Annotated in this window: 16 protein-coding genes; 5 read left to right on the top strand and 11 right to left on the bottom strand. The window is 66.3% G+C overall.

What is annotated here, in order from left to right; genetic code table 11:
* Nucleotides 1-135: 135 nt before the first annotated feature.
* Nucleotides 136-5,796, bottom strand: a complete 5,661-nt coding sequence (gene mobF, locus ACNJ7E_RS16385; protein WP_418340442.1) for a MobF family relaxase — start codon at nt 5,794-5,796, stop codon at nt 136-138.
* Between the two features lie 219 nt (nt 5,797-6,015).
* On the opposite strand from mobF, the gene ACNJ7E_RS16380 reads away from it, so the two are divergent.
* From ACNJ7E_RS16380 to ACNJ7E_RS16370, 3 genes are all read left to right on the top strand, one after another.
* A complete protein-coding gene (locus ACNJ7E_RS16380) occupies nt 6,016-6,501 on the top strand; it encodes a hypothetical protein (RefSeq protein ID WP_418340441.1) in 486 nt (161 codons plus the stop codon).
* Between the two features lie 190 nt (nt 6,502-6,691).
* Nucleotides 6,692-7,204: a hypothetical protein gene (locus ACNJ7E_RS16375; protein ID WP_418340440.1), complete on the top strand. Its 513-nt coding sequence runs from the start codon at nt 6,692-6,694 to the stop codon at nt 7,202-7,204.
* Nucleotides 7,205-7,256: 52 nt separating this feature from the next.
* Nucleotides 7,257-7,457 carry a hypothetical protein gene (locus ACNJ7E_RS16370; protein WP_418340439.1) on the top strand — a complete coding sequence of 67 codons (201 nt, stop codon included), beginning with the start codon at nt 7,257-7,259 and terminating at the stop codon, nt 7,455-7,457.
* Nucleotides 7,458-7,600: 143 nt separating this feature from the next.
* On the opposite strand, the gene ACNJ7E_RS16365 is transcribed toward ACNJ7E_RS16370, so the two are convergent.
* Nucleotides 7,601-8,596, bottom strand: a complete 996-nt coding sequence (locus ACNJ7E_RS16365; protein ID WP_418340438.1) for a DUF4192 domain-containing protein — start codon at nt 8,594-8,596, stop codon at nt 7,601-7,603.
* A 435-nt stretch (nt 8,597-9,031) separates the two neighbouring features.
* Between ACNJ7E_RS16365 and ACNJ7E_RS16360 the strand changes: the two genes are divergently transcribed.
* The gene (locus ACNJ7E_RS16360; protein ID WP_418340437.1) at nt 9,032-10,354 is read left to right on the top strand and encodes a hypothetical protein; all 1,323 of its coding nucleotides are present in this window, start codon (nt 9,032-9,034) and stop codon (nt 10,352-10,354) included.
* Nucleotides 10,355-10,508: 154 nt separating this feature from the next.
* Here the strand turns inward: ACNJ7E_RS16360 and ACNJ7E_RS16355 are convergent, their stop codons facing one another.
* The 7 genes from ACNJ7E_RS16355 to ACNJ7E_RS16325 form a co-directional block, all read right to left on the bottom strand.
* Entirely contained in the window at nt 10,509-11,948 is a 1,440-nt protein-coding gene (locus tag ACNJ7E_RS16355; protein ID WP_418340436.1) for a ParB/RepB/Spo0J family partition protein, read from the bottom strand.
* Between the two features lie 94 nt (nt 11,949-12,042).
* Nucleotides 12,043-12,390 carry a hypothetical protein gene (locus ACNJ7E_RS16350; protein WP_418340435.1) on the bottom strand — a complete coding sequence of 116 codons (348 nt, stop codon included), beginning with the start codon at nt 12,388-12,390 and terminating at the stop codon, nt 12,043-12,045.
* 129 nt (nt 12,391-12,519) lie between these two features.
* A complete protein-coding gene (locus tag ACNJ7E_RS16345) occupies nt 12,520-12,924 on the bottom strand; it encodes a hypothetical protein (protein ID WP_418340434.1) in 405 nt (134 codons plus the stop codon).
* Between the two features lie 27 nt (nt 12,925-12,951).
* Complete coding sequence (locus ACNJ7E_RS16340; RefSeq protein WP_418340433.1) at nt 12,952-13,167, bottom strand: hypothetical protein; 216 nt, start codon at nt 13,165-13,167, stop codon at nt 12,952-12,954.
* Nucleotides 13,168-13,669: 502 nt separating this feature from the next.
* Nucleotides 13,670-14,923, bottom strand: coding sequence for a zinc-ribbon domain-containing protein (locus ACNJ7E_RS16335; protein WP_418340432.1), 1,254 nt, complete (start codon nt 14,921-14,923; stop codon nt 13,670-13,672).
* An 86-nt stretch (nt 14,924-15,009) separates the two neighbouring features.
* Nucleotides 15,010-15,186, bottom strand: a complete 177-nt coding sequence (locus ACNJ7E_RS16330; RefSeq protein ID WP_418340431.1) for a hypothetical protein — start codon at nt 15,184-15,186, stop codon at nt 15,010-15,012.
* An 11-nt stretch (nt 15,187-15,197) separates the two neighbouring features.
* Entirely contained in the window at nt 15,198-15,833 is a 636-nt protein-coding gene (locus ACNJ7E_RS16325; RefSeq protein ID WP_418340430.1) for a DnaB-like helicase N-terminal domain-containing protein, read from the bottom strand.
* Between the two features lie 368 nt (nt 15,834-16,201).
* On the opposite strand from ACNJ7E_RS16325, the gene ACNJ7E_RS16320 reads away from it, so the two are divergent.
* Nucleotides 16,202-16,576, top strand: a complete 375-nt coding sequence (locus ACNJ7E_RS16320) for a hypothetical protein (protein ID WP_418340429.1) — start codon at nt 16,202-16,204, stop codon at nt 16,574-16,576.
* A 469-nt stretch (nt 16,577-17,045) separates the two neighbouring features.
* Here ACNJ7E_RS16320 and ACNJ7E_RS16315 read toward each other — a convergent pair whose 3' ends face one another.
* Nucleotides 17,046-17,480 (bottom strand): hypothetical protein, encoded by a 435-nt coding sequence (locus ACNJ7E_RS16315; protein ID WP_418340428.1) that lies wholly within the window; start codon nt 17,478-17,480, stop codon nt 17,046-17,048.
* Nucleotides 17,481-17,520: 40 nt separating this feature from the next.
* Nucleotides 17,521-17,997 (bottom strand): hypothetical protein, encoded by a 477-nt coding sequence (locus ACNJ7E_RS16310; protein WP_418340427.1) that lies wholly within the window; start codon nt 17,995-17,997, stop codon nt 17,521-17,523.
* Between the last annotated feature and the right edge of the window lie 85 nt (nt 17,998-18,082).

Raw genomic sequence — 18,082 nt, 5'->3', positions numbered from 1 at the left:
GCGCGAGGCCATGTCCCTCCCCTTGGCTCGTGGCTGGTGCGCGCGTTCCACCTGGTGCGCCACCGCGCTCGATCGGCGCGGTCACCGTGACTGCGTGAGTTGTTCGGCATCGTGTCATATCCGTCTTCATCCCCCTCATCGGTCGAGTCCGCGATCACGGTCACGGCGTGGGCCGGTGTCCGGGGTGCTGCGTCCGCGGTCGGTGCGTCGGTTCTGTTCGCTCAGGCGCTGGCGCACAGCGTCTTCGACTGTGCGCTCGTCGCGGGGCAGTTCGGCGCGGCGGGTCAGCTCGCCGCGGTAGCGGTCGACGGTGGCCTGACCGGTGTCGGTCGGGTTCATCCGCTGCGTGAGCATGGTCTGCTTGAGCTTCGACTTGAGCTCCGCGCTGGGCATCTGAACGGCCTTGTTTCCCTGTATGACCCGCGCTTCGACCGCGGCACGGTCGAGTTGCGGCCGCGCCTCGTCCTGGGCTCGGGTCTCCTGCTCCTCGTCGAGCTCAGGTGCGGTCTCCAGGTCCTGCGACGGCGCGACCGGCTGGTGTACGGCGGTGGGACGCTCGATGCCGCGGCGCGGGCCTGCCTGATCGACGTCCAGTCGCGGAAGGGTCGCGGTCGCTGCGGTTCCACGGTCGACTGGGCGTTGCGGCGCGGGCAGTTCGGTGTCGGCGGCCGCGTCGTGGGCGGCCAGGTGTGCGGCGTGGGTCTCGACGCGGACCAGCGCTCCACCGAGTGCGGTGACCTTTCGCCGGGCGGCAGCCAGGGCCTGCTCGTCGAGGTCGGCGGCCACGGAGCGGGCGATCTCGGCGTCGGAGGACGTGACGATGCCGGTGGGTCCGCCGGCGGCCTGCTCGAGCTGCTCCAGGGCGGTTTCGTACTCGCCCCGAGAACGCGCCTGCACCGCTTGCGCGTGCTCGCGCATGATCTCCACCAGGGACAGTTCCGCCTCGGCGGAGAGGGCATCGAGTTCGTTGCCCGCGTCCCGAAGCTGGCCAGCGGAGCGGGTGATCTCGGCGCACCGGTGGTCGAGGTCTTCGAGTTCCTGGGATGCGGTCATCCACACTTCGTGTGCGTCTTCGGCGGCGAAGTACAACGGCCGCAGGGCGTCGGCGCGCTCACGCATCTCGCGGATCATCGGCCACGCCGCGTTCATGTAGGTGCCCCGGTTCGCGCGCACGGCCGCTTCCTGCGCGGTCAGGTCGGCGCGGGCCGCAGCCAGGTCGGCGTGCAATGACGACAGCTGATCGTGGGTGTCGAGGTCGTGGTAGCCGTCCTCGGGCAGCGGTGCGGCCGCCACCGGGTGCGTGGCGTCCAGAGGCAGCTGTGCGGGCTCGTAGTCGTACTCGTCCGGCGGCGGCGGGAGGTCCGGGTCCGGCGGCACATCGGCGTCGGACAGCGGCGGGTAGTAGTCCGGCTCCGGGAGCGGGGGAAGCTCGCGGGTCGGTGTCGCTTCGGCGCCCGACAGCGGCGGGTGAAGGTCCGTCCCGGTGCTGCGAGGGGCTTGTTCGGCATCGGCGTAGGGGTCGTTTTTGCCTGCTCGGGCCGCGGCGGCCAGTTCCTCGTCGGGGTCGACGGGGGTGTGCTCGGTCAGCGGGATGTCGGTGTGCGCAAGTTCGTGGTGCGTCAGGGCGCTGATGCGCCAGGCGAGGGCGCGGGTCAGCTCGGTCGGGCGCAGCGCATCGTGATCGTCGCCGTCGGTGTCGGCTGCGTCGGCGACCGCGTCGCGGGCGAAGGTGAGGATCTCGTGGTGGGTCCGGTCGAGCGGTGCGGCGTCCATTGCGGATACAAGTGCAGGCCAGGCGGAGTCGTCCCGAACGCGGCGGGCGAGGTCGTCACCGAGCACGTCGTCGAGGACGTGCGCCCAACTCGGGGTGAGGTGTCGACCCGACGTTCCGGTCGCCAGCGCGGCGGGGGAGAGGGTCCGCGACAGCCGCCACCACAGTGCCGCCCCGGGCATCTCGTCGGGCAAGGCACTGTCGGCAGTCACCGACCGCACGAGCGTGGGCACATCCAGTCCGGCCCGGCGGGCGGTGGTCAACCGGAGCGCGAGCACCGGCCAGAAGGGGTCGGCGAGGATGCGGGGTTCGACCTTCTGGATCAGCTGCCGCCAGGTGGCCATCGCCGAGTTCGGTGATCCCACGACCTTCTCGACCCGGCGGTCGAGGTGACGTTGGTGGGCGCGGTGCGCGATGGCGTACTGCTCCGGCCCGGTCGGGCGCAGGTCCACGTCGGCGATACCGCGGGCCGCCCGCCAGACCGCCAGATCGGCGATCAGATCGGCATCGTCGAGCAGCGCCCGCGCCCACACCGGGGCGGTGTCGCTGTCCCAACTGCGGGCTCGCGCGGAGATGTCCTCGGACAGCTCCTGCATCAATTCGGATCGGCGTGTGAGGTAGCTGCCCCAGGTCGGGTCGTCGGCCAGCGCGGTGGGGATGCTGGGCAGCCACGGCAACTGGCCACTGCTGCGAGAGTGGCTTCCGCTGTGGTCGAGTCGCCAGTCGAGGACTGCGGCCACGTCGGCAGCGGTACCGAGTTCCCGTGACTTCGCGGACGCTGACAGCGCGGCCAGCGCGTCATCCCCGGACACCGCGATCGTCGCCAGGTGCTTGCGCAGCACCGGCCAGGCGGCCGCCTCGGTAAGCCCGGGATGACGCTGTTCGGCACCGGCGTCGATACGGGCCATCGCCTCGGCGCCGAGCACGTTCTCGGCGGCCGTGCCGACCGCGTCGTCGTACGCGGGCGCGGCGAGCGCCAGCCGCTCGGCGGGGTCGGCGAGGCGACGGCCAGCGGTGGTGGCGGATTCCTGCGCGCCGTCCCGGGCGAGGATGCGGGTGAGCAGATCGACCGCGGTCGGCGGTGCCAACGCGTCCGGGGTGATCATCGAATGGTCGTCGCCGTCGAGGGTCGACGCGAGATACGCGTGGTTGCCGAGCTTGCCGCGGGTGAGCGCGACGTAGAGAAGTTGCCGTGACTCGGAGCCGGTGAAGATCGTGTGGCAGGTGTCGGCGGTCAAGCCCTGGGCCGCGTGGATGGTGCGGGCGTAGCCGAGTTGGACGTGCTCGGTGACGTAGCTGGCGGGCAGCGTGATCTTGCGGCCGTCGTACTGCCGGTGCACGGTGAGCGCCCCGTTCTCGTGCACCAGGTCGACGGTCCAGCGGTCGCCGTTGCGGACGAAGTCGGTGGCCCCGATGATGAGTCGGCGATCGTTGCGCCGGGTGGTGATGATGTCGCCGGCCGATGCCGCGAGTCCGTCGGCGAGAACCGTCTCCGGACCGTTGAACTCGCTGCCGGTGGACGCGATGCGGTCTGCGCGAGCGCGTTCGTTCAGTCCTCGGGCCGTCTCGCGGGTTGGTGCGAGCATGACGGCGTCGAGCCCGTTGTCTCGGTCGTTCTGCCATGCGCTGTAGACCTGGTCTTCGGCCGAGAGGACGTCGCCGACGTGGATCCGGCCGTGGTCGATGTAGAAGCCGATCGCTTCCGGGTTCCCGTCGCGTAGCGCGAGGGAGGCGTTGCCTTCGGCGGGGTCCTTGAACCGCACGACGTCGGTGAGAGTGGCCGATCCTGCGGTGGCGTCGATGTCCCGCAGGACACCGCCGGACGAGACGGAGGCAAGCTGCTGGTCGTCGCCGACAAGGCGGACGCTGCCCCCGCGGTCGAGGACGAACTTCACCACGCGATCGAGGTCGGCGGTCGATGCCATGCCCGCTTCGTCGATCACCACGAGGCTCTTGTCGTCGATCGAGGAGAACCAGCCGGGCACCTTCACCGGCTCGCCGGAGGCGGTGTCGAGGTCGTCGAGGGTGTGGGTGAGTTTGTTGAGGGTGTCGGTGGTGGCGGAGAGGTCCTTGGCGAGTGCGGCTGCGGCCGCGGCGGTCGGTGCGAGCCCGAGCACGGTGCCGCCCTCGGCTTCCCAGGCCGAGCGGAGCACCGCCATCGCGGTGGTCTTGCCGGTGCCCGCCGGGGCGAGCGCGAGGTGCACGCGGCGACCGGAGGTCGCCAGATCGCGGACCATCTGCGCCTGCGAGGATTTGAGTTCGAACTTGTTTGCCGCGTGCTCGAGAAGGGCGAGATCGACGGTGAGGTCGGTGACGGCGCGTCCGCCGGTCTGCTGTGATGCGTCGATCAGTCGTTGCTCTGCGGCGAGCATCGACTCGCTGGTGTAGAGCTGGGATCCCTCGGTGGTGTAGACGCTGGCACCGTTCTTGCGGCGCAGTGGGCCGGGCTCGCCGAGGTCTTCGTCAGGACCGAGCCTGACGGATCGGGTCGTGTCCAGAGCGGCGTTGGTGATTGCGTCGATTGCTTCGTTCATGTCAACGCGGGTGACGTTCTCCGCGCGGACGATTCGGGCCGCTTCGGCGCGTATGTGCCAGGGTTGCCAGCGCGCTCGAGAGGCACTGACCGCCTTGAGTGCCCGGTCGGCGCAGGCACTGATCCACTGATCGTCGATGGTCACTTGGCCGGTGCGCTGACGCGGCATGGTCGCGGCTGCCACCATGACGGAGACGTCGTGTGAGGTGCCGAGAACCTCGATTGCTTCCTGCCGCCACGCGGCGCGCTGCTCGGCCAGTGAGCGGGGTTCGTGCTTGGCTTCGCGGGTCTCGAGGTTGGCTCGTTGCGCGAGTTTGCGCATCTCGCCGGCGGTGGGCTCGCGGCCGTGATCGAGCTGGAACTGCGCTGCGAGTTCGCCTCGGCGAGTGGAGATCGCCGCGGATCGGGATGACCAGCGCTCGGTCAGTCGGGTGTCCACCCCGACGATTTCCCGGATCGGTCGCTTCGTCGGATCGGTGCCGACGCGGTCGGCGAACTCGACTCCCAGCCGCTCTCGAAGGTATCCCTCGAGGCGGGTGTTGTAGGTCTCGGAGATGGCGACCATGGACTTGTGCAGGGGGCGCCCGTCGACGGCGAGCCACTTGTCCTGCCCGGCCACCTTGACCTTGTTGCTGATCGCGACGTGGGTGTGCAGATCGGGTTCTCCGGCGCGGGAGTCGCGGTGGGTGAACGCCGCAGCGAGCATGCCTTCGACCTCGACCTGCTGCACCCCGTCGGTGCCGAGACGGGTGAAGAGTGCGTTCTTCTCGAACCACTCCATCGCGTCGTTCGACGCGTCGTGGTGGCACTGCTCGATGATCTCGGAGATCTCCCGAGGCGATATCGCCCACAGGGTGCTGACCGACTTCACCGGGGAGAAGGTGACGTCGAATCCGGCGACCGCGGTCGTCTTCTGACGTGAGTTCTTCGCGACCCAGCCGCTGAGTTCACGCTCGTCCAGCGGTGCGCGACCGAACTCCTTGGCGAACATCGACTGGGCGATATCGGTGCGGATGCGGGCCCGTTGATCGTCGTCGATCGCGGCGCTCCACTTGCGTCCGGAGGCAAGGTTCTGGGCGACAAAGGCTTCCGCAACGGCTTGGCGGAACTCGGTGGCACCGGTGTGGATCCGGTACGGATTTCCGAGTTTGGTTTCGCGGAGCGCGATCCGGGAGGCCGCTTCCATGCTTGCGCCGTCCGCTACCAATTCCTTGATGCGGCGCTCTTCGATCTCGGTGGCGTTCGGGTGCCGTCCCTCGCCGAAGAGGGCGAGCATCTGCGCCTCGCTGACTCGTTCTCCGGCGTTGAGAGTGCTGACCTTCGGGAGACCGGCCAGGCCGGATCCCATCCAGATGCCGGGGGATTCACCCTTCGCGGAGTAGTAGTCGGCGAGCGCTCCGCGTCCGCGCTCGGTCGCGTCATGCGCCGCCACCTGGCGAGTCAGGTAGGTGTACCCGTCTCCCGCCGTGAGCTTGTGCATGGTCGCGGTCACATCAAGATCATAACCTGCGTTATCGTTTCGTTATCCTTAATGCAAGAGGTGTGTGGCTTGACTCGCGACTGGATGTGGGAAGTGGGTGGTCAGCCTGGATTTCGGCGTCGGAGCCGGGGGATCGCGGACTGGGGTGGTCATCGGTCTGGGGCTGAATGACATGCGGCCTTGCGGTGTTGCACCTCGAGAATGTCGGCCGGCGCCGGTACGATCCCAAACATGGCGTCCTCCAACAAAGCAACAATCAGCGCGCGCGAGCGTGTCCGAAAGGCCAACGCGGAGCGGCTCGCCGCCGAACAGGCCCGATTGAAGAAGAATGAAGACGATCTCGTCTCCTACTTCACCGCGTCCGCCGACTTCGACAAGGCGGACTCGGACCTCGAGGAGAAGATCCGCAAGCTCCGGGCGGAGGCGGAGGAGAAGAAGCAATCCGCACTCCACCGTCAGGCCACCGCACTCCTCGATCTCAAAGAGCGCGGCGAGTCCACGACCTCGATCGCGGAGCTGACGGACCTGACCGAAGCGAAGGTGCGTGAACTCATTCGCCTCGCGAAGCCGAAGACCAAGTCGCAGCCGCCGACCGAGACGGCCGCAACGACGGACACCGAACCCAATGCTGCGGCTCAGAACGATGCGTCGTCGACACCCAAGGCGTCGCCAGCTCCTGTCGGCACAGCTGATGCTGCTGAGCAGATCGCGTCCTGACCATCCACCGCAACTTGCGGGAGGAGGTGCGTGATGGACTGGAACTACTTCATCCATCCGGACATCTACCAGTGGCTCTACTGGCTGAACGACATGAGTCTGTTGTGGTGGTGGCCGCGATGACCATGAACGAAACGTACGCATCAGAGGGTGAGGCCCTGACCATCACGCGCAGCTCGGAAGGGAACCGATGGCATCGGAGCGGTTGACGCTGCCTGGTCCCAACGACGCCGAACGAAAGCGGTTCGACAGCTACGTTGTGCGTGGGCCGCGCCAGACTGATTGTTTTCTCTGGCGAGGCTCGATCTCCGATGACGGCTACGGCCGCTTTTGGATCAAGCGTGATGGTCGACAACGGGTGGTGCGACCGCACCGGTACGCGTTGGCGATCGAACTCGGCCGGCCCCTCGAACCGGACGAGGTTGCGTTGCACGAAGTCTGTGACAACCCTATCTGTGTTCGGGCGACGTCGGAAGCGTTAGGTCGTCCGCACGTTGTGCTCGGAACGCAAGCACAGAATCTCGCCGGGATGGGCGCGAAGGGACGCGGTGGCGGTCGCGGGCAGACGTGGCATTGGTACGGGCCCGATCGTGCGGCGCGGGCGGCGCGCTCGCGGGCATTGAGGGAAGCGATCCGCGACGGGTGGGATGATGAGAAAGTGCGGTCGGCCTTGTTGCGGACCGACGTCCCGACCTTGTTCTGACAGACACCTGACCGGGTCGATGCCGGGAAGCGTTAGGTACGAAGGGGAGAGCATGGGCGAGGACAGAACAGCGGTGCAACGCTCGGCGGTTGAGTCCGCGTTGTATCAGGCCACCAAGCACACCTGGGCGGTGTCGGACACCGACCTCGAGGCGATCGTTGACGGCGAGCGTGCCGGACCGCTCAGGCGTGCCGACGTGACGGGCGTGGATGTTGCGTTTCCGGACCCGGACTCGTTGCGGGGCTTGATCTAGACCGGAGCCCGCGCAACACGGCGGTGTTGCGCACTTCGCATGCGCGGAGGGTGTTCGGGCTCGATGCCCGAACACCCTCTACGCTCACCGAGGGCGCACCCCCGAACCTAGGCCGTTCGGGGGTGCGCCCTTTGTTCTGTGTGTCAGTCGAACTCGACGCCCAACTTCTCCGCAACCTCAACACCGATCGTCACGAGACGGGCGATTGCGTCCGGGCGGATGCCGTCCTGAATCGCAATCTCGAGCATGTCGAGCAGCCCGACATTCGCCTCCGGCGCGGTCTCAGCGGTGTCCCGCGCGGCGTCGAACGCGATGCCCGCCTCCGCACCGCGACCGTCGAGGTACGCGAACATCCCGGTGATGGTGAGGGTCTGCATACGGGCTACGCCGCGTACCTGGTTCGCGACCAACAGCATCGCCGCGTGCGCGTCAGCGGCACCGTAATGGGCGAGGGAGAGCAACGCGTCCCGCAGTGCGGGGCTGATCGCGGCGAGCAAGCCGACGCGAGCGGCGAGATCGGCGCTTGGGGTCTCCCGGCCCTGCACAACGGCGGCCAGTTCGGTGATGGTGGTGCGGGGGAAGTCCTCGCCCTGTTCGGCCGCTGATTCGGCGGCAGCGCGGGGATCTGCCTCGGCCGCGACTCCATACCGGGCGGCGAGCGCGGCGCGGGTGGTTTCGACGCTGCGTCCCTCCGCGACGGCCAGGGCGGTCACTGCGGACGTGCGCGGGTCCGTCACCGCGCCGCGTTCGAGGGTCTCGAGGTTGATCCACTGGGCGCCTTCGGTGAGCTCGGCGGTGTGCAGCGACATCACCACCCGTGCGCCGTGGGCCTCGAGTCCGTCGGCGACCATCGCCATGTTGTCGAGCGCGGTGGACGCGCCCGGTCCGGCGACGACGGCGGTCAGGATCGCGCCGGTGGCGTTCTCGCGGACCGCGATGCCGCTCAGCTGGTACGCGATCGACGACACGTGCGTGTCGGCGTCGTATCGGGCGGCGAGGATGACGCGAGTCACGGTTGTGCCGTCGGACTCGGACTCGGACTCGCCGAACAGGATCGCCACGATGGACTGCACAGGTACGAATCCAAGCATCGCGGGGATTGCGGCGAGTACTTCGGTGGCGGTGGAGAGGCGGATCATCAAACGCTCCTTGCGTGGGATAGGTGGGCCGAACCGAAGTCCCTGCCCGTTCTTTTTGCCCTGCTGGCAAGGGAGGTTCGGATCGGCGGTATCAGGACGGGGTGCAACCCCTGGGCCGAGAAGTTTCTCTGCGAGCGAAGCGAGTGCGGGTTGAGAAAGTTCTCGGAGCCTTGTGCCGGCGCTTGCGCCGCCAGGGGTTGTTCCCCGGCCGCCGTCGATCAGAATCGGAAGGCCAGCAGGTCAAAAGAACGATGTTCTTCACCAGAGCGGAGCGCAGCGGAGCTCCGATCGGGGGACACCGCAGGTGGCCGGCACCGGCCCGGAGGGACGGTGACACGCACCCGTTGCTATCTGCCGAGCCCTGCATCTCACATCGCCATATCGTTTCGACCAGTCGATCGCCGTGTGGCGCAATCCGGGTGATTCACTTGTTCCATGTCGTTCAATGCTGTCGGTGTGGTTGTGATGATCTCGGGCCCCGGTGACACAGCCGGTGAGGTTGCAATCGCTCGTGAAGTGATAGCGAAATGGAACAGCGATCATTCGGCTGACCGGGGCGTGGTGTTCATTCCGAAGCACCACAGCTCGGATACTGTGCCGGTTTACCGCAGAGGTGTCGACGGGCAGGCGGTGATCAACGAGCAGATCACTGAGCACAGCGACGTCGTCCTGTGTCTGTTCAAGTACCGGCTCGGCACTCCGACGCCGCGGAACGAGTACTCCGGTACCGCTGAGGAAGCGGATCTCCGCGAGGCTGACGCGAGGGTCCACATGTACTTCTGGGACGGTGATGCGGTCCCGAAGTCGGTTACCGAGGGGACGAATCGGGAACAGTGGGATCGACTTAACGAATTCCGCGAGTCGTTCTACGCCAACGACAAGGGACTCTTCGACACCTACGACTCTGACGAGCATCTGCGCGAGAAGCTGGAGCGCGCACTGTGGAGCGACGCGCGGAACTTCCAGAAGACACGGGAGACTGCGAAAGCACCGGCAGCCCTTACCTCCCCGAGTGCCACGCCCTCGATCACGGTCTCGGTAACAGAAGACGTGTGGCGAGTGCCCGAAGCCATACTCGGGAGGTTCCTCGAAGATCTGATCAGCAATGACATCCGTGAGGAGCAAGAGTTCGCGGCATCCTATGGCGACCGGACGGATCCGCGTTTTGAGGCCGCCCTTGCGACGACTCGCGGCTATGTTCGCCGTGACCCGAAAACGGCGGCACAGATTGATGAGTGGGCGCATGGGGTTCGCGCGAGGCTCCGCAGCTTCGATAGGGAGGTAGCTTCCTCCGCTGCCCTGCCGATCGAGATACTGCTCAACACTGACAGGCGCCTTGAGGGCGTGGAGGTCGAGCTAGTTTTCGAAGAGGTTGTCGGCGTCGAGGCAACCACGAGGACCATGTCTGATATTTGGACGCCTTTGCACGTTCCACCGAAACCAGAAACCTCGCCTCACGCTGACGTTTCCGCGTCCTGGCCGGATGTCCCTGACTGGACCCAGGACGGGAACGATGTCGTCATGATTGTCGATGCAGGCGAACTTCGGATTCGGCGGCTACCGGTTCCCCGCTTGTCCTCGTTGGTTCTGATGGTCCCCTGCACCGTTCCTGCTCCCGCACCGTCAGAGATCAAATACACGTGGAGGGTGACCGCAGCGAATATCGATCAAACCTTGGCCGGAGAGGGAACCATCCCGGTAATGACGGATGGCGATCGCGCCCTGGCGAGATGGTGGGCCCAATCCGAGCGACGCTGAGCGCGGACGCCGGTACTGCGGTTGCAAAGTGCTTGGTGTCGATGTCGCGCTGCGGGTTGGCGCTCGATGCCCGGCGACCCGCAACAGGGTGGCGGGCTAGGTAGGCCACCCCAGACCTCGTTGGTGACGAGGCCCGGGACGGCCGGTGGCGACGCTAGTCGAACTCGATGGTGTTCGGATCGAGCCTCCCGGCGATCGCCTGCTCGACGTCGGTCAGTTCGTGGCCGTTGGCGGCGAGCATCTCGAGGTAGGCGGCGGCGCCCCGTGGGCGGTGCCGCCATCCATCCTTGACCATGCGGCCTTCCATCGCGGCGACGACCAAGGCGGAGGTAAGGACGTGGGCACGGGCCTCGCTCGCCTTGTCCGTCATGTCGGCGACTTCCTTGCCGGTGTCGTATCCGGTGATGCCGAGAAGGTCTCGAACCTGCTCATCGGTGCGGTACTCGCCGAGTAGCTGCATGTCGGTGGCCAGGGTGGCGGCGACCCAGGCTGCGGCGTTCTTCGGCGGGGTCTTGCGCGCGAGCAATGTGGTGCGGAGGAAGTCCCGACGCACGGTGGTTGCGGCCTCGGCGAGCTTGTTCAACTCCCGGACCCGGCGGCGTTCCTGACGCTCGGCGTCCTGGGCGGCGGCGTCTTCGGGTGCGAGTTCGAATCCGTTCTGGTCGAGCGTGCTCGGATCGAGGAGAACGTACTCGGGCGCCCATTCCGGCGAGGTCTCGGCGGTGTCGTCGTCGCCGTGGTTACGGTCGTGGGTTTCGTTTTCTTCGAGCCAGACGCCCCACAGTTCGGGGTGTTCGGTGGTGTGTTCGGCGGTGACCGGTTCGCCGTCGCTGGTGCGGAGGTTCGCGAGGGTGATGTGGTCGGTGGGCTTGGGTTGTGCGTCGAGGATCGTGTATCCCCATTCGGCGAACGGGAGGGCGGCCTCGGCGCGGGCGGCGCGCTGGGCGCGGTCGCGGCGGAGCCGTTCGGCGGTGTAGCGGTAGTTCCAGCAGTGGCGGGAGAGCAGTTCGGCGACGGCTTCGTCGTCGCCGGCCGCGTCGAATTCGGCGACGACTTCGGCGTGCTCGAGCGAGAGCTGCTGGCTGTCCAATCGTTCGCAGGCGGTGCGGGAGACGCCGACGGCGGCGAGGGCTTCGACCTGGTCGCGGGGGAGCTGGACTGCTTTGGCCACCTTGGTGATGCTTGCTCCGAGGTCGAGCATCTCCGCGATTCCTGCGGCGCGCTGACCGGCGGTCAGGTCGGTCCTGTGGTCGTTGGCGGCGATCTGCTGCCCGATCCGTTGGATGCCTCGTTCCTTGTCGCTGTGCGCAGTGTCCGGTGTGACGTGGGCGGGGATGCTGGCCAGTCCGGCGTCGCGGGCGGCGAGCGTGCGGCGCTGTCCGTCTCGTACCCGGATCGTGCCGTCTGCGTAGCGGATCGCCTTGATCGCCAGGAGGACACCGTGTTCGCGCAGCGATTCGGTGAGTTCGGCGAGCTCGTCCGGGTCGACGGTGGTCCGGGCGTTGGGTTCGAGCACGATCTCGTCGGGGTGCAGGTGGACCAGTTCCTCGGCGGCGTTGGTGGTGGTCCGGAGGTTGGTGACGGTCGCGGTCATTTCTCTCTCCTGTACTGTTCGGGCGAGAACACCGGGCAGGTAGCTGCTGCCCGGTGTTCTCGTCTATCCGGGTCCGTGTCTTGGTTCGGGCAGGTCAGCGGAAGGTGATGGATTCGCGCGTCGGGTACACCCGGACGAATCCGGCTGCGGCGACGGCGTACGCGATCTCGCCGTAGAACAGAACGTCGCCCTTGCTCAGTGACCGGTTCCGCTCGGCCCGGTATCGGCGGACTACTTCGAGTCCGATGAGCCGGGGGCCGGGTTCGTTGAATGCGTCGAATACCTCTTCGAGGTTTTCTTCGAGGTCGCGGCGTGGATCCATCTCGAACCGGATCACCTCGCGCAGCGGGTCGCCGTCGGTGTAGCCGATGAGCATCGCGTCCCGTGCCTCGTTGTGCAGCACCCGCATCGGCACGCTCGGTGCTCCTGGTGTCACGTTCATTTGCGGTTCCCTTCGGTGGTGATGGGATCGGGTCTTCCGGTCCAGGTCGTGTGTGTGGTGTCCGATTGTCGGTGGGAACCGGGCAGATAGCTGCTGTCCGGTTCCCACCGACGTTTCGGATCGGAGTGCTTACGCCGCCTGGGCGGGGCGGGTGCTGCGGCGGGCGATCAGTGCCTCCGCGACCGGTGCGAGGATCGGTTCCGGGTTCTCGTCCCATCCGGCGACCAGTACGGCGCGGCCGCGAATCGGGCGGTCGGTGGCCGGGCCGTACCGGCGGACGATCGCGGTGGCTACCGGGTTGACCGGGACTGCCGGGGCGTCCTGGTGGTTCGCCCCGACGAGCAGGCTGGCCGTGCCCTGGTGGGGGCCGCGTCCGAGGACGAATCCGGCCGTGCCGACGTCGCCGACGACGTCCAGGGCAGCGCCGATACCGGCCGGGATGCGCAGGCTCGCCCACAACGGGTCGACCGGGAGGTCCTGGGCGGTCATGGTGCCGTCGATCTCGATGACGATGGCGGAGAAGGTGGTGCGCATGTGTGTCTCCTTCGAAGGTTTGGTGTGTCAGAGGCCGAAGTTGGCCGGGGTCAGCGGGATCGCCGCCGCCTCGATGTACGGGTCGGTCGGGGAGAGTTCGAGGACGATGCCGATAAGTTCGGCGCGCATGCTCGTGGTCAGGTCGTCGAAGTGGGGGTCCTCCTCGACCCACAGGTCGGCGTAGATCGCGCGTGCGACCGCGATGGGGTCGATGACCTTGTCGAGGACGATGGTGGTGCTCATATGAACCTCCGATGCTCTGCCGGACCACTCCTGCGGCCCCGGCGTTCTTTTTGCCCTGCTGGCAAGGGAGGTTCGGATCGGCGGTATCAGGACGGGGTGCAACCCCTGGGCCGAGAAGTTTCTCTGCGAGCGAAGCGAGTGCGGGTTGAGAAAGTTCTCGGAGCCTTGTGCCGGCGCTTGCGCCGCCAGGGGTTGTTCCCCGGCCGCCGTCGATCAGAATCGGAAGGCCAGCAGGTCAAAAGAACGATGCTCTTCAACAGAGCGGAGCGCAGCGGAGCTCCGATCAGGGGACACCGCAGGTGGCCGGCGCCGGCCCGAAGGGACGGTGGCACGCATCGGTGGCGGCCGTGGCGACGGTGAGAACACGCAAACCCCGAGGTCCCGGTCTCATTCGCAGAAAGGCCCCGCACTGGTGTGCGGGGCCTCGTGCTTCGGTGTGCTGTGGAGAATCGCGGCGTCGTTGCCTGGTAGGGACAGTCCGATGTGGGACTGGCGCCGAGGTTCAGTCGGTTCCGATGGTGCCGTAGGCCAACGGATTCGGTGTATGTAGTGGATCGGGTTTGCTGGTGAGTGGATGGTCGGGGAGTGGTTCGCCGAGGATGGCCAGGCCGCCGCGGTGCAGGGTCAGGCCGGTGATCGATGCAACCAGCACAACCGTCTTGTCGTGGACCAGCAGCATGATCTTCGATGCGGCGACGTGATCGGCACGGAACTTCCACACTCCGCGTCCCCGCTCCCACAGTTCCTGCGGCGTGAGATCTGGGGAGTAGCCGACATGCGTTCGGCCGAGGGGGTCGTCGGGTCCGGCGGGTGAGGATTCGTCGAGCGCGACCCGTAGGGCAGTTATCCGTGGTGGGAGCTGCTTCGGCCGGAATCGCTGCAGTTCGGTCTCTGCCCCTTTCTCGCGGTCGCGAGGAAGGTGGATGAAGGCGGGATAGTGCCTGTCTGCGAGGTTGACCGGCGGGAGCTCACCGGTCGCGGAGAAGCGTTGTCGCTCGCAGAATTGCACGCGTCGCTCGATATCGTCCGGTAGCGGTGTGTCGAGGATGTCGAAGCCGAGCTTCTTGAGCGCCCATCCGACCTCGACCGTGTGCCGGCCGGGAAGATACGTGGAATGCATGTGTCCGGCGTCTTCCGGTACGGCCGTGTGCATCTCCTCCCGACAGTCCTGTCGTAGCGCACCGAGGATGCGCAGCATGCACGCGCCGAGCACGCTCGATGTCGGCTCGCTTAAAGCGGGACGATGCTCGACGGTCGCGATGGCGACGTACACGCTGACCATCCGCACGAAGTATGCCTCCACCAGTGGGAAGATCTCGTCCCACCACTCGACTGTGTCGGCCGCTTTGCTGCAGAACAGGGCGTAGTGCGGGCTCTCATCGAGGATGCGGACCGCGGCCGCGGCCGAATCGTCAAGGGCGTCGAGGATCAGTTGTGCGTGCTCTGCGCTCTCACACTTGTCGCACGGGTGGGCCAGCACACGAAAGGTGGATTCACTGCGCCGAAACCTGCGATGACCGCAGCTGTAAACAAGGCAGCCAGGAGCTACGCAGTACAGGCATGCGGTGTGATCCCCCTTCTTCCACATCGCGTGTGATCGACGTTGCAGCGGTGTCTCTCGCCACTCGTGACCAACCGGACAACGCCACCACAGCATCTCGTGCGAGGAGGCCGTGGTCGAATCAAGATCGACCCCGACATTGCGGGCCCGATGTAGTTGCCGAAACAGTTCTGGGTGCTCATCTTTGAGACGCATACGCGCTGTCGTAATCTCCGTCGTGACAGGTGTGTTTTCTCCCGCCAGTGTGCCGGATCGGTCTGGCAGGGGTTCAGCTCACGGATTCAGAACAGGGCCGTCTGGTGTTCCGCGGCCGCGGCGTCGGTACGGCGCTGATAGGCGGTGGCGAAGGATTGGGCCGCGGCCGCCGTGCACCCGAGTTCGCGGGCCACCTCACTCCAGTCCTTGCCCTGCTCACGCAGGATGTGAGCGTCCTTGATGTGGTCGTCGTCGACGAACATTGAGGTTCCCTTCATTCGATGGTGGCGCAGATGGCCGCGTAGCGGGCGTGGGCGTCTCGCTGGCGGCGGCCGAGCTGGCACATGTACTCGTACAGGTCGTCCGTAGCCATGGTCTCGGTCGCTTCGCTGAGCGCCTGGGCCGTGGTTTCGAAGGAGCGCCGGTAGGACTGGGCGATGACGGCTTTGGCGTAGTGGGCCGCACGTTCGGGAAAAGGTGCCGAGCCGATGATGCGGACGAGCTGTTGACGCAACGGCACTCGGTGGTGCTCGATGCCGGCAGGTCGACTGTCGATCTCGTGGGCGACCATGACGTAATCGTGTGGCTGTTGCCTGCGGATCAGGCCGTGGATCAGCCCGTAGAGGGCGGCGTAGGCGGTGTGGGTGAAGTCATCGCGGCTGAGGACGTCGGCGATCGGACGAGCCTTGTCCGCTGGGATCTGCATCAGCGCGGCCAGGCAGCACGCTTCGGCATTGAGGTGCGGTGCGGTATCGGTACGCACGGGCAATTCCGTGCCGCTGACCATATCGTCGATCGCCGGTGCGATCCGCAGTGGCGATGCCATTGTTCCTCCCCTTCTTTGACAATTCTTATTGTAGTCGATAAAGCGAAATTGTCCACGGTTTTCGCAGGTATTTGTAGCATTCATTCGCGTTATTGTTGGCGCACAAATTCGGCCCACAAATCTTGCACCCACACCGCCGTCACCAAGCCTTTTACATCCCGCCGGGACGTATCTAGGCGTTTCTTGTTTTCGGACTAGAGGCGGGGTTGCGGACCTATACAGCGGAGCTGTCGCAATCGAAACAATCGCGCCTTATCAAGTGCCACGAGGATTCATTAAGAGTCGAATTTGAAATTGATCCGAATTATGAAATGAACAATTCCCGGAAGCGCAGAGCGCCTCCACCGGGCTCTTGTTCGGGAAATCCTGTAGTTCCGTCCGGTGCGGGGTATGGGTGTGTCGGTGGGTGGCGGCACAATGCAGGGACGTGCGTGCTGTAGGAGGGATGGGTCATGAGCGCTCTGGCGGGGATTGCGCTGGTCGTGGTGTTGGTGTGGATGTTCGGTTCCGGCTTGGCCCGGTTCGCCGGCTTCCTGCTCGCGTTGTCGGGTTTGATCCGAGTCGCTGGTGACAATGCGACTTCGGCTGCCGTGTGGTCGATCGTCGGCGGTGTGGGGCTGTGGTTGGTCGGCCACTGGCTGTGGGCGGTCAAGCACAAGCTGTGGCGGACTCGACTGGCGTTGTCAGTGTTCAGCCTGCCGGGATTGCATTTCCTTGCCCCGATTCCCACGAATCACCAGCCGCGCCGGCGGCCTACCTGGGTGGATTCGGCATCGCGTCCGCACTCCACTGATTCGCCCTCCCCGTCGGGGACCAGCGCCTACTGAGTAGCGGCAGGCGAGTGCCCGACTACATCCGCATGCAGTCTCCGCATTCCCATTGGCCGTGCACTTTGGTGCAGGTTCGGCGTTCCTCGCATAGCCAGCACCGCTGATTCGCCTTCCGTTCGGGCTCGCCTGGGTTAGCGGCTCGAGGCGGCGTGTTTCGCTCCGGGATGCTGGTGGAGTGCGCGGGCTCGAGCTGCGTTGGGGCGCACGGTGCGGCGGGTCGCAGCATGTCGCCGAACTCGTCCAGGCATCCGGCACACACCTTCTCGGTCTCGACGACTGGGAAGTCGCAGGCGTGGACAGCGCATGGGGTGAAGAGGTCGAGCTGGGGAAGTTGGTATCCGGGCTCGGTCATGGTGAGTCGCTCCCTGTACGGTTTCGGCGAGCCCACCGGGCAGATAGTTGCTGCCCGGTGGGCTCTTCCGGCGGGTCGGGATGTGGCCGTCAGGATGTTCGGCCGGGCGTCGGATTAGTGGGCTTCGGCCACCTGGGCGCTGGCCGCGGCTGCGGATAGGTCGATGATCACCTTCTCCAGCGCGTTCCGAGGCACATTCCAGTACCGGCCGTCTTCGCCGCCCAGCTCGGCGATCTTCACCTTGGCGCCGTTGGCGAGGACCACGAACAGCGTCTTCGGATCGATGTTGGGAGCCCGCTTCACCCGGACCGTGGAGCCGGGCGACAAGGGTGCGACCGCGACGATCGGCTTCGCCAGCAGTTCCGCGGGGGCTGGTAACAGCACCTGCGGTTGCGCCCGCACCAAGGGGCCGACACCGTCGAGTGGCTTGAGGTCGTAGTTCACCTTCAACTGGCGAACCACCTCGAAAACGCGGCCCTGCATGTCCTTGTTCGCGACGACGGGGTCGATGATGACGCGGTCGCCTGCCTGGAAGATGTTCTTCGACATAGTTTTTGTTCTCCTTCGGTGATGGGTGTGTGCGGTGTGGTTATGCGGGGATCCAGGTCACGCCCTGGTCTCCGATGAGAGGGACCTTCCCTGCCGGTGCGCCGCCGGTGTACTGGTGCAGTGCCGTGCGGGCGCGGGTGACCGCGCAGCCGAGTGCGTCGGGAGAGTCGCCGAGTGCCTCGACGCCGGCTTCGCCCATTGCCAGGGCGACCGAGTCACCCTGCGTGTCGTACAGGCCGACGGTCCAGCTCGTGATGGGTTCACCGGTCGTCAGTGCGGGATCGCCGTTGGTGGTGGCGAGGAGGTAGATCGATCGGCCGTCGGGGGCGTAACCGGCGTCGCCGGTGAGGGCGTAGCAGTTTCCGCCGGTCGCGGTCACGTCGGGATCGGCGACCCCGACCGCCGCCAGTCGGAACAGTTCGCGGGCGTAGATCTCCTCGAGGGTTCCGTAGTGCCGGTAGTCGAGTACCTCGGATGTCTCGACGGCGGAAGTGACGGGTGATGTCGGTGTGCCCATGTGGCGGGGACCTTTCGTCGGAATCGGACCACCTGCGCGGCCCGATCATTTTTTGTGCCCTTCTGGCATGGGAGAGGTCCGCCGG

The sequence above is a fragment of the Rhodococcus mengyinensis genome (assembly GCF_048381435.1).
Classification (GTDB): Bacteria; Actinomycetota; Actinomycetes; order Mycobacteriales; family Mycobacteriaceae; genus Rhodococcus_F; species Rhodococcus_F opacus_D.
Note: the sequence above shows the minus strand (reverse complement) of the source record. Positions and strands in the feature narration are given on the sequence as shown.

What these genes read in the sequence shown, in the direction of transcription:
- ACNJ7E_RS16380 (WP_418340441.1), top strand. Translation starts at nt 6,016, where the DNA reads ATGGCGTCCTCCAACAAAGCAACAATCAGCGCGCGCGAGCGTGTCCGA.
- ACNJ7E_RS16375 (WP_418340440.1), top strand. Translation starts at nt 6,692, where the DNA reads ATGGCATCGGAGCGGTTGACGCTGCCTGGTCCCAACGACGCCGAACGA.
- ACNJ7E_RS16370 (WP_418340439.1), top strand. Translation starts at nt 7,257, where the DNA reads ATGGGCGAGGACAGAACAGCGGTGCAACGCTCGGCGGTTGAGTCCGCG.
- ACNJ7E_RS16365 (WP_418340438.1), bottom strand. Translation starts at nt 8,596, where the DNA reads ATGATCCGCCTCTCCACCGCCACCGAAGTACTCGCCGCAATCCCCGCG.
- ACNJ7E_RS16360 (WP_418340437.1), top strand. Translation starts at nt 9,032, where the DNA reads ATGTCGTTCAATGCTGTCGGTGTGGTTGTGATGATCTCGGGCCCCGGT.
- ACNJ7E_RS16355 (WP_418340436.1), bottom strand. Translation starts at nt 11,948, where the DNA reads ATGACCGCGACCGTCACCAACCTCCGGACCACCACCAACGCCGCCGAG.
- ACNJ7E_RS16350 (WP_418340435.1), bottom strand. Translation starts at nt 12,390, where the DNA reads ATGAACGTGACACCAGGAGCACCGAGCGTGCCGATGCGGGTGCTGCAC.
- ACNJ7E_RS16345 (WP_418340434.1), bottom strand. Translation starts at nt 12,924, where the DNA reads ATGCGCACCACCTTCTCCGCCATCGTCATCGAGATCGACGGCACCATG.
- ACNJ7E_RS16340 (WP_418340433.1), bottom strand. Translation starts at nt 13,167, where the DNA reads ATGAGCACCACCATCGTCCTCGACAAGGTCATCGACCCCATCGCGGTC.
- ACNJ7E_RS16335 (WP_418340432.1), bottom strand. Translation starts at nt 14,923, where the DNA reads ATGCGTCTCAAAGATGAGCACCCAGAACTGTTTCGGCAACTACATCGG.
- ACNJ7E_RS16330 (WP_418340431.1), bottom strand. Translation starts at nt 15,186, where the DNA reads ATGTTCGTCGACGACGACCACATCAAGGACGCTCACATCCTGCGTGAG.
- ACNJ7E_RS16325 (WP_418340430.1), bottom strand. Translation starts at nt 15,833, where the DNA reads ATGAATGCTACAAATACCTGCGAAAACCGTGGACAATTTCGCTTTATC.
- ACNJ7E_RS16320 (WP_418340429.1), top strand. Translation starts at nt 16,202, where the DNA reads ATGAGCGCTCTGGCGGGGATTGCGCTGGTCGTGGTGTTGGTGTGGATG.
- ACNJ7E_RS16315 (WP_418340428.1), bottom strand. Translation starts at nt 17,480, where the DNA reads ATGTCGAAGAACATCTTCCAGGCAGGCGACCGCGTCATCATCGACCCC.
- ACNJ7E_RS16310 (WP_418340427.1), bottom strand. Translation starts at nt 17,997, where the DNA reads ATGGGCACACCGACATCACCCGTCACTTCCGCCGTCGAGACATCCGAG.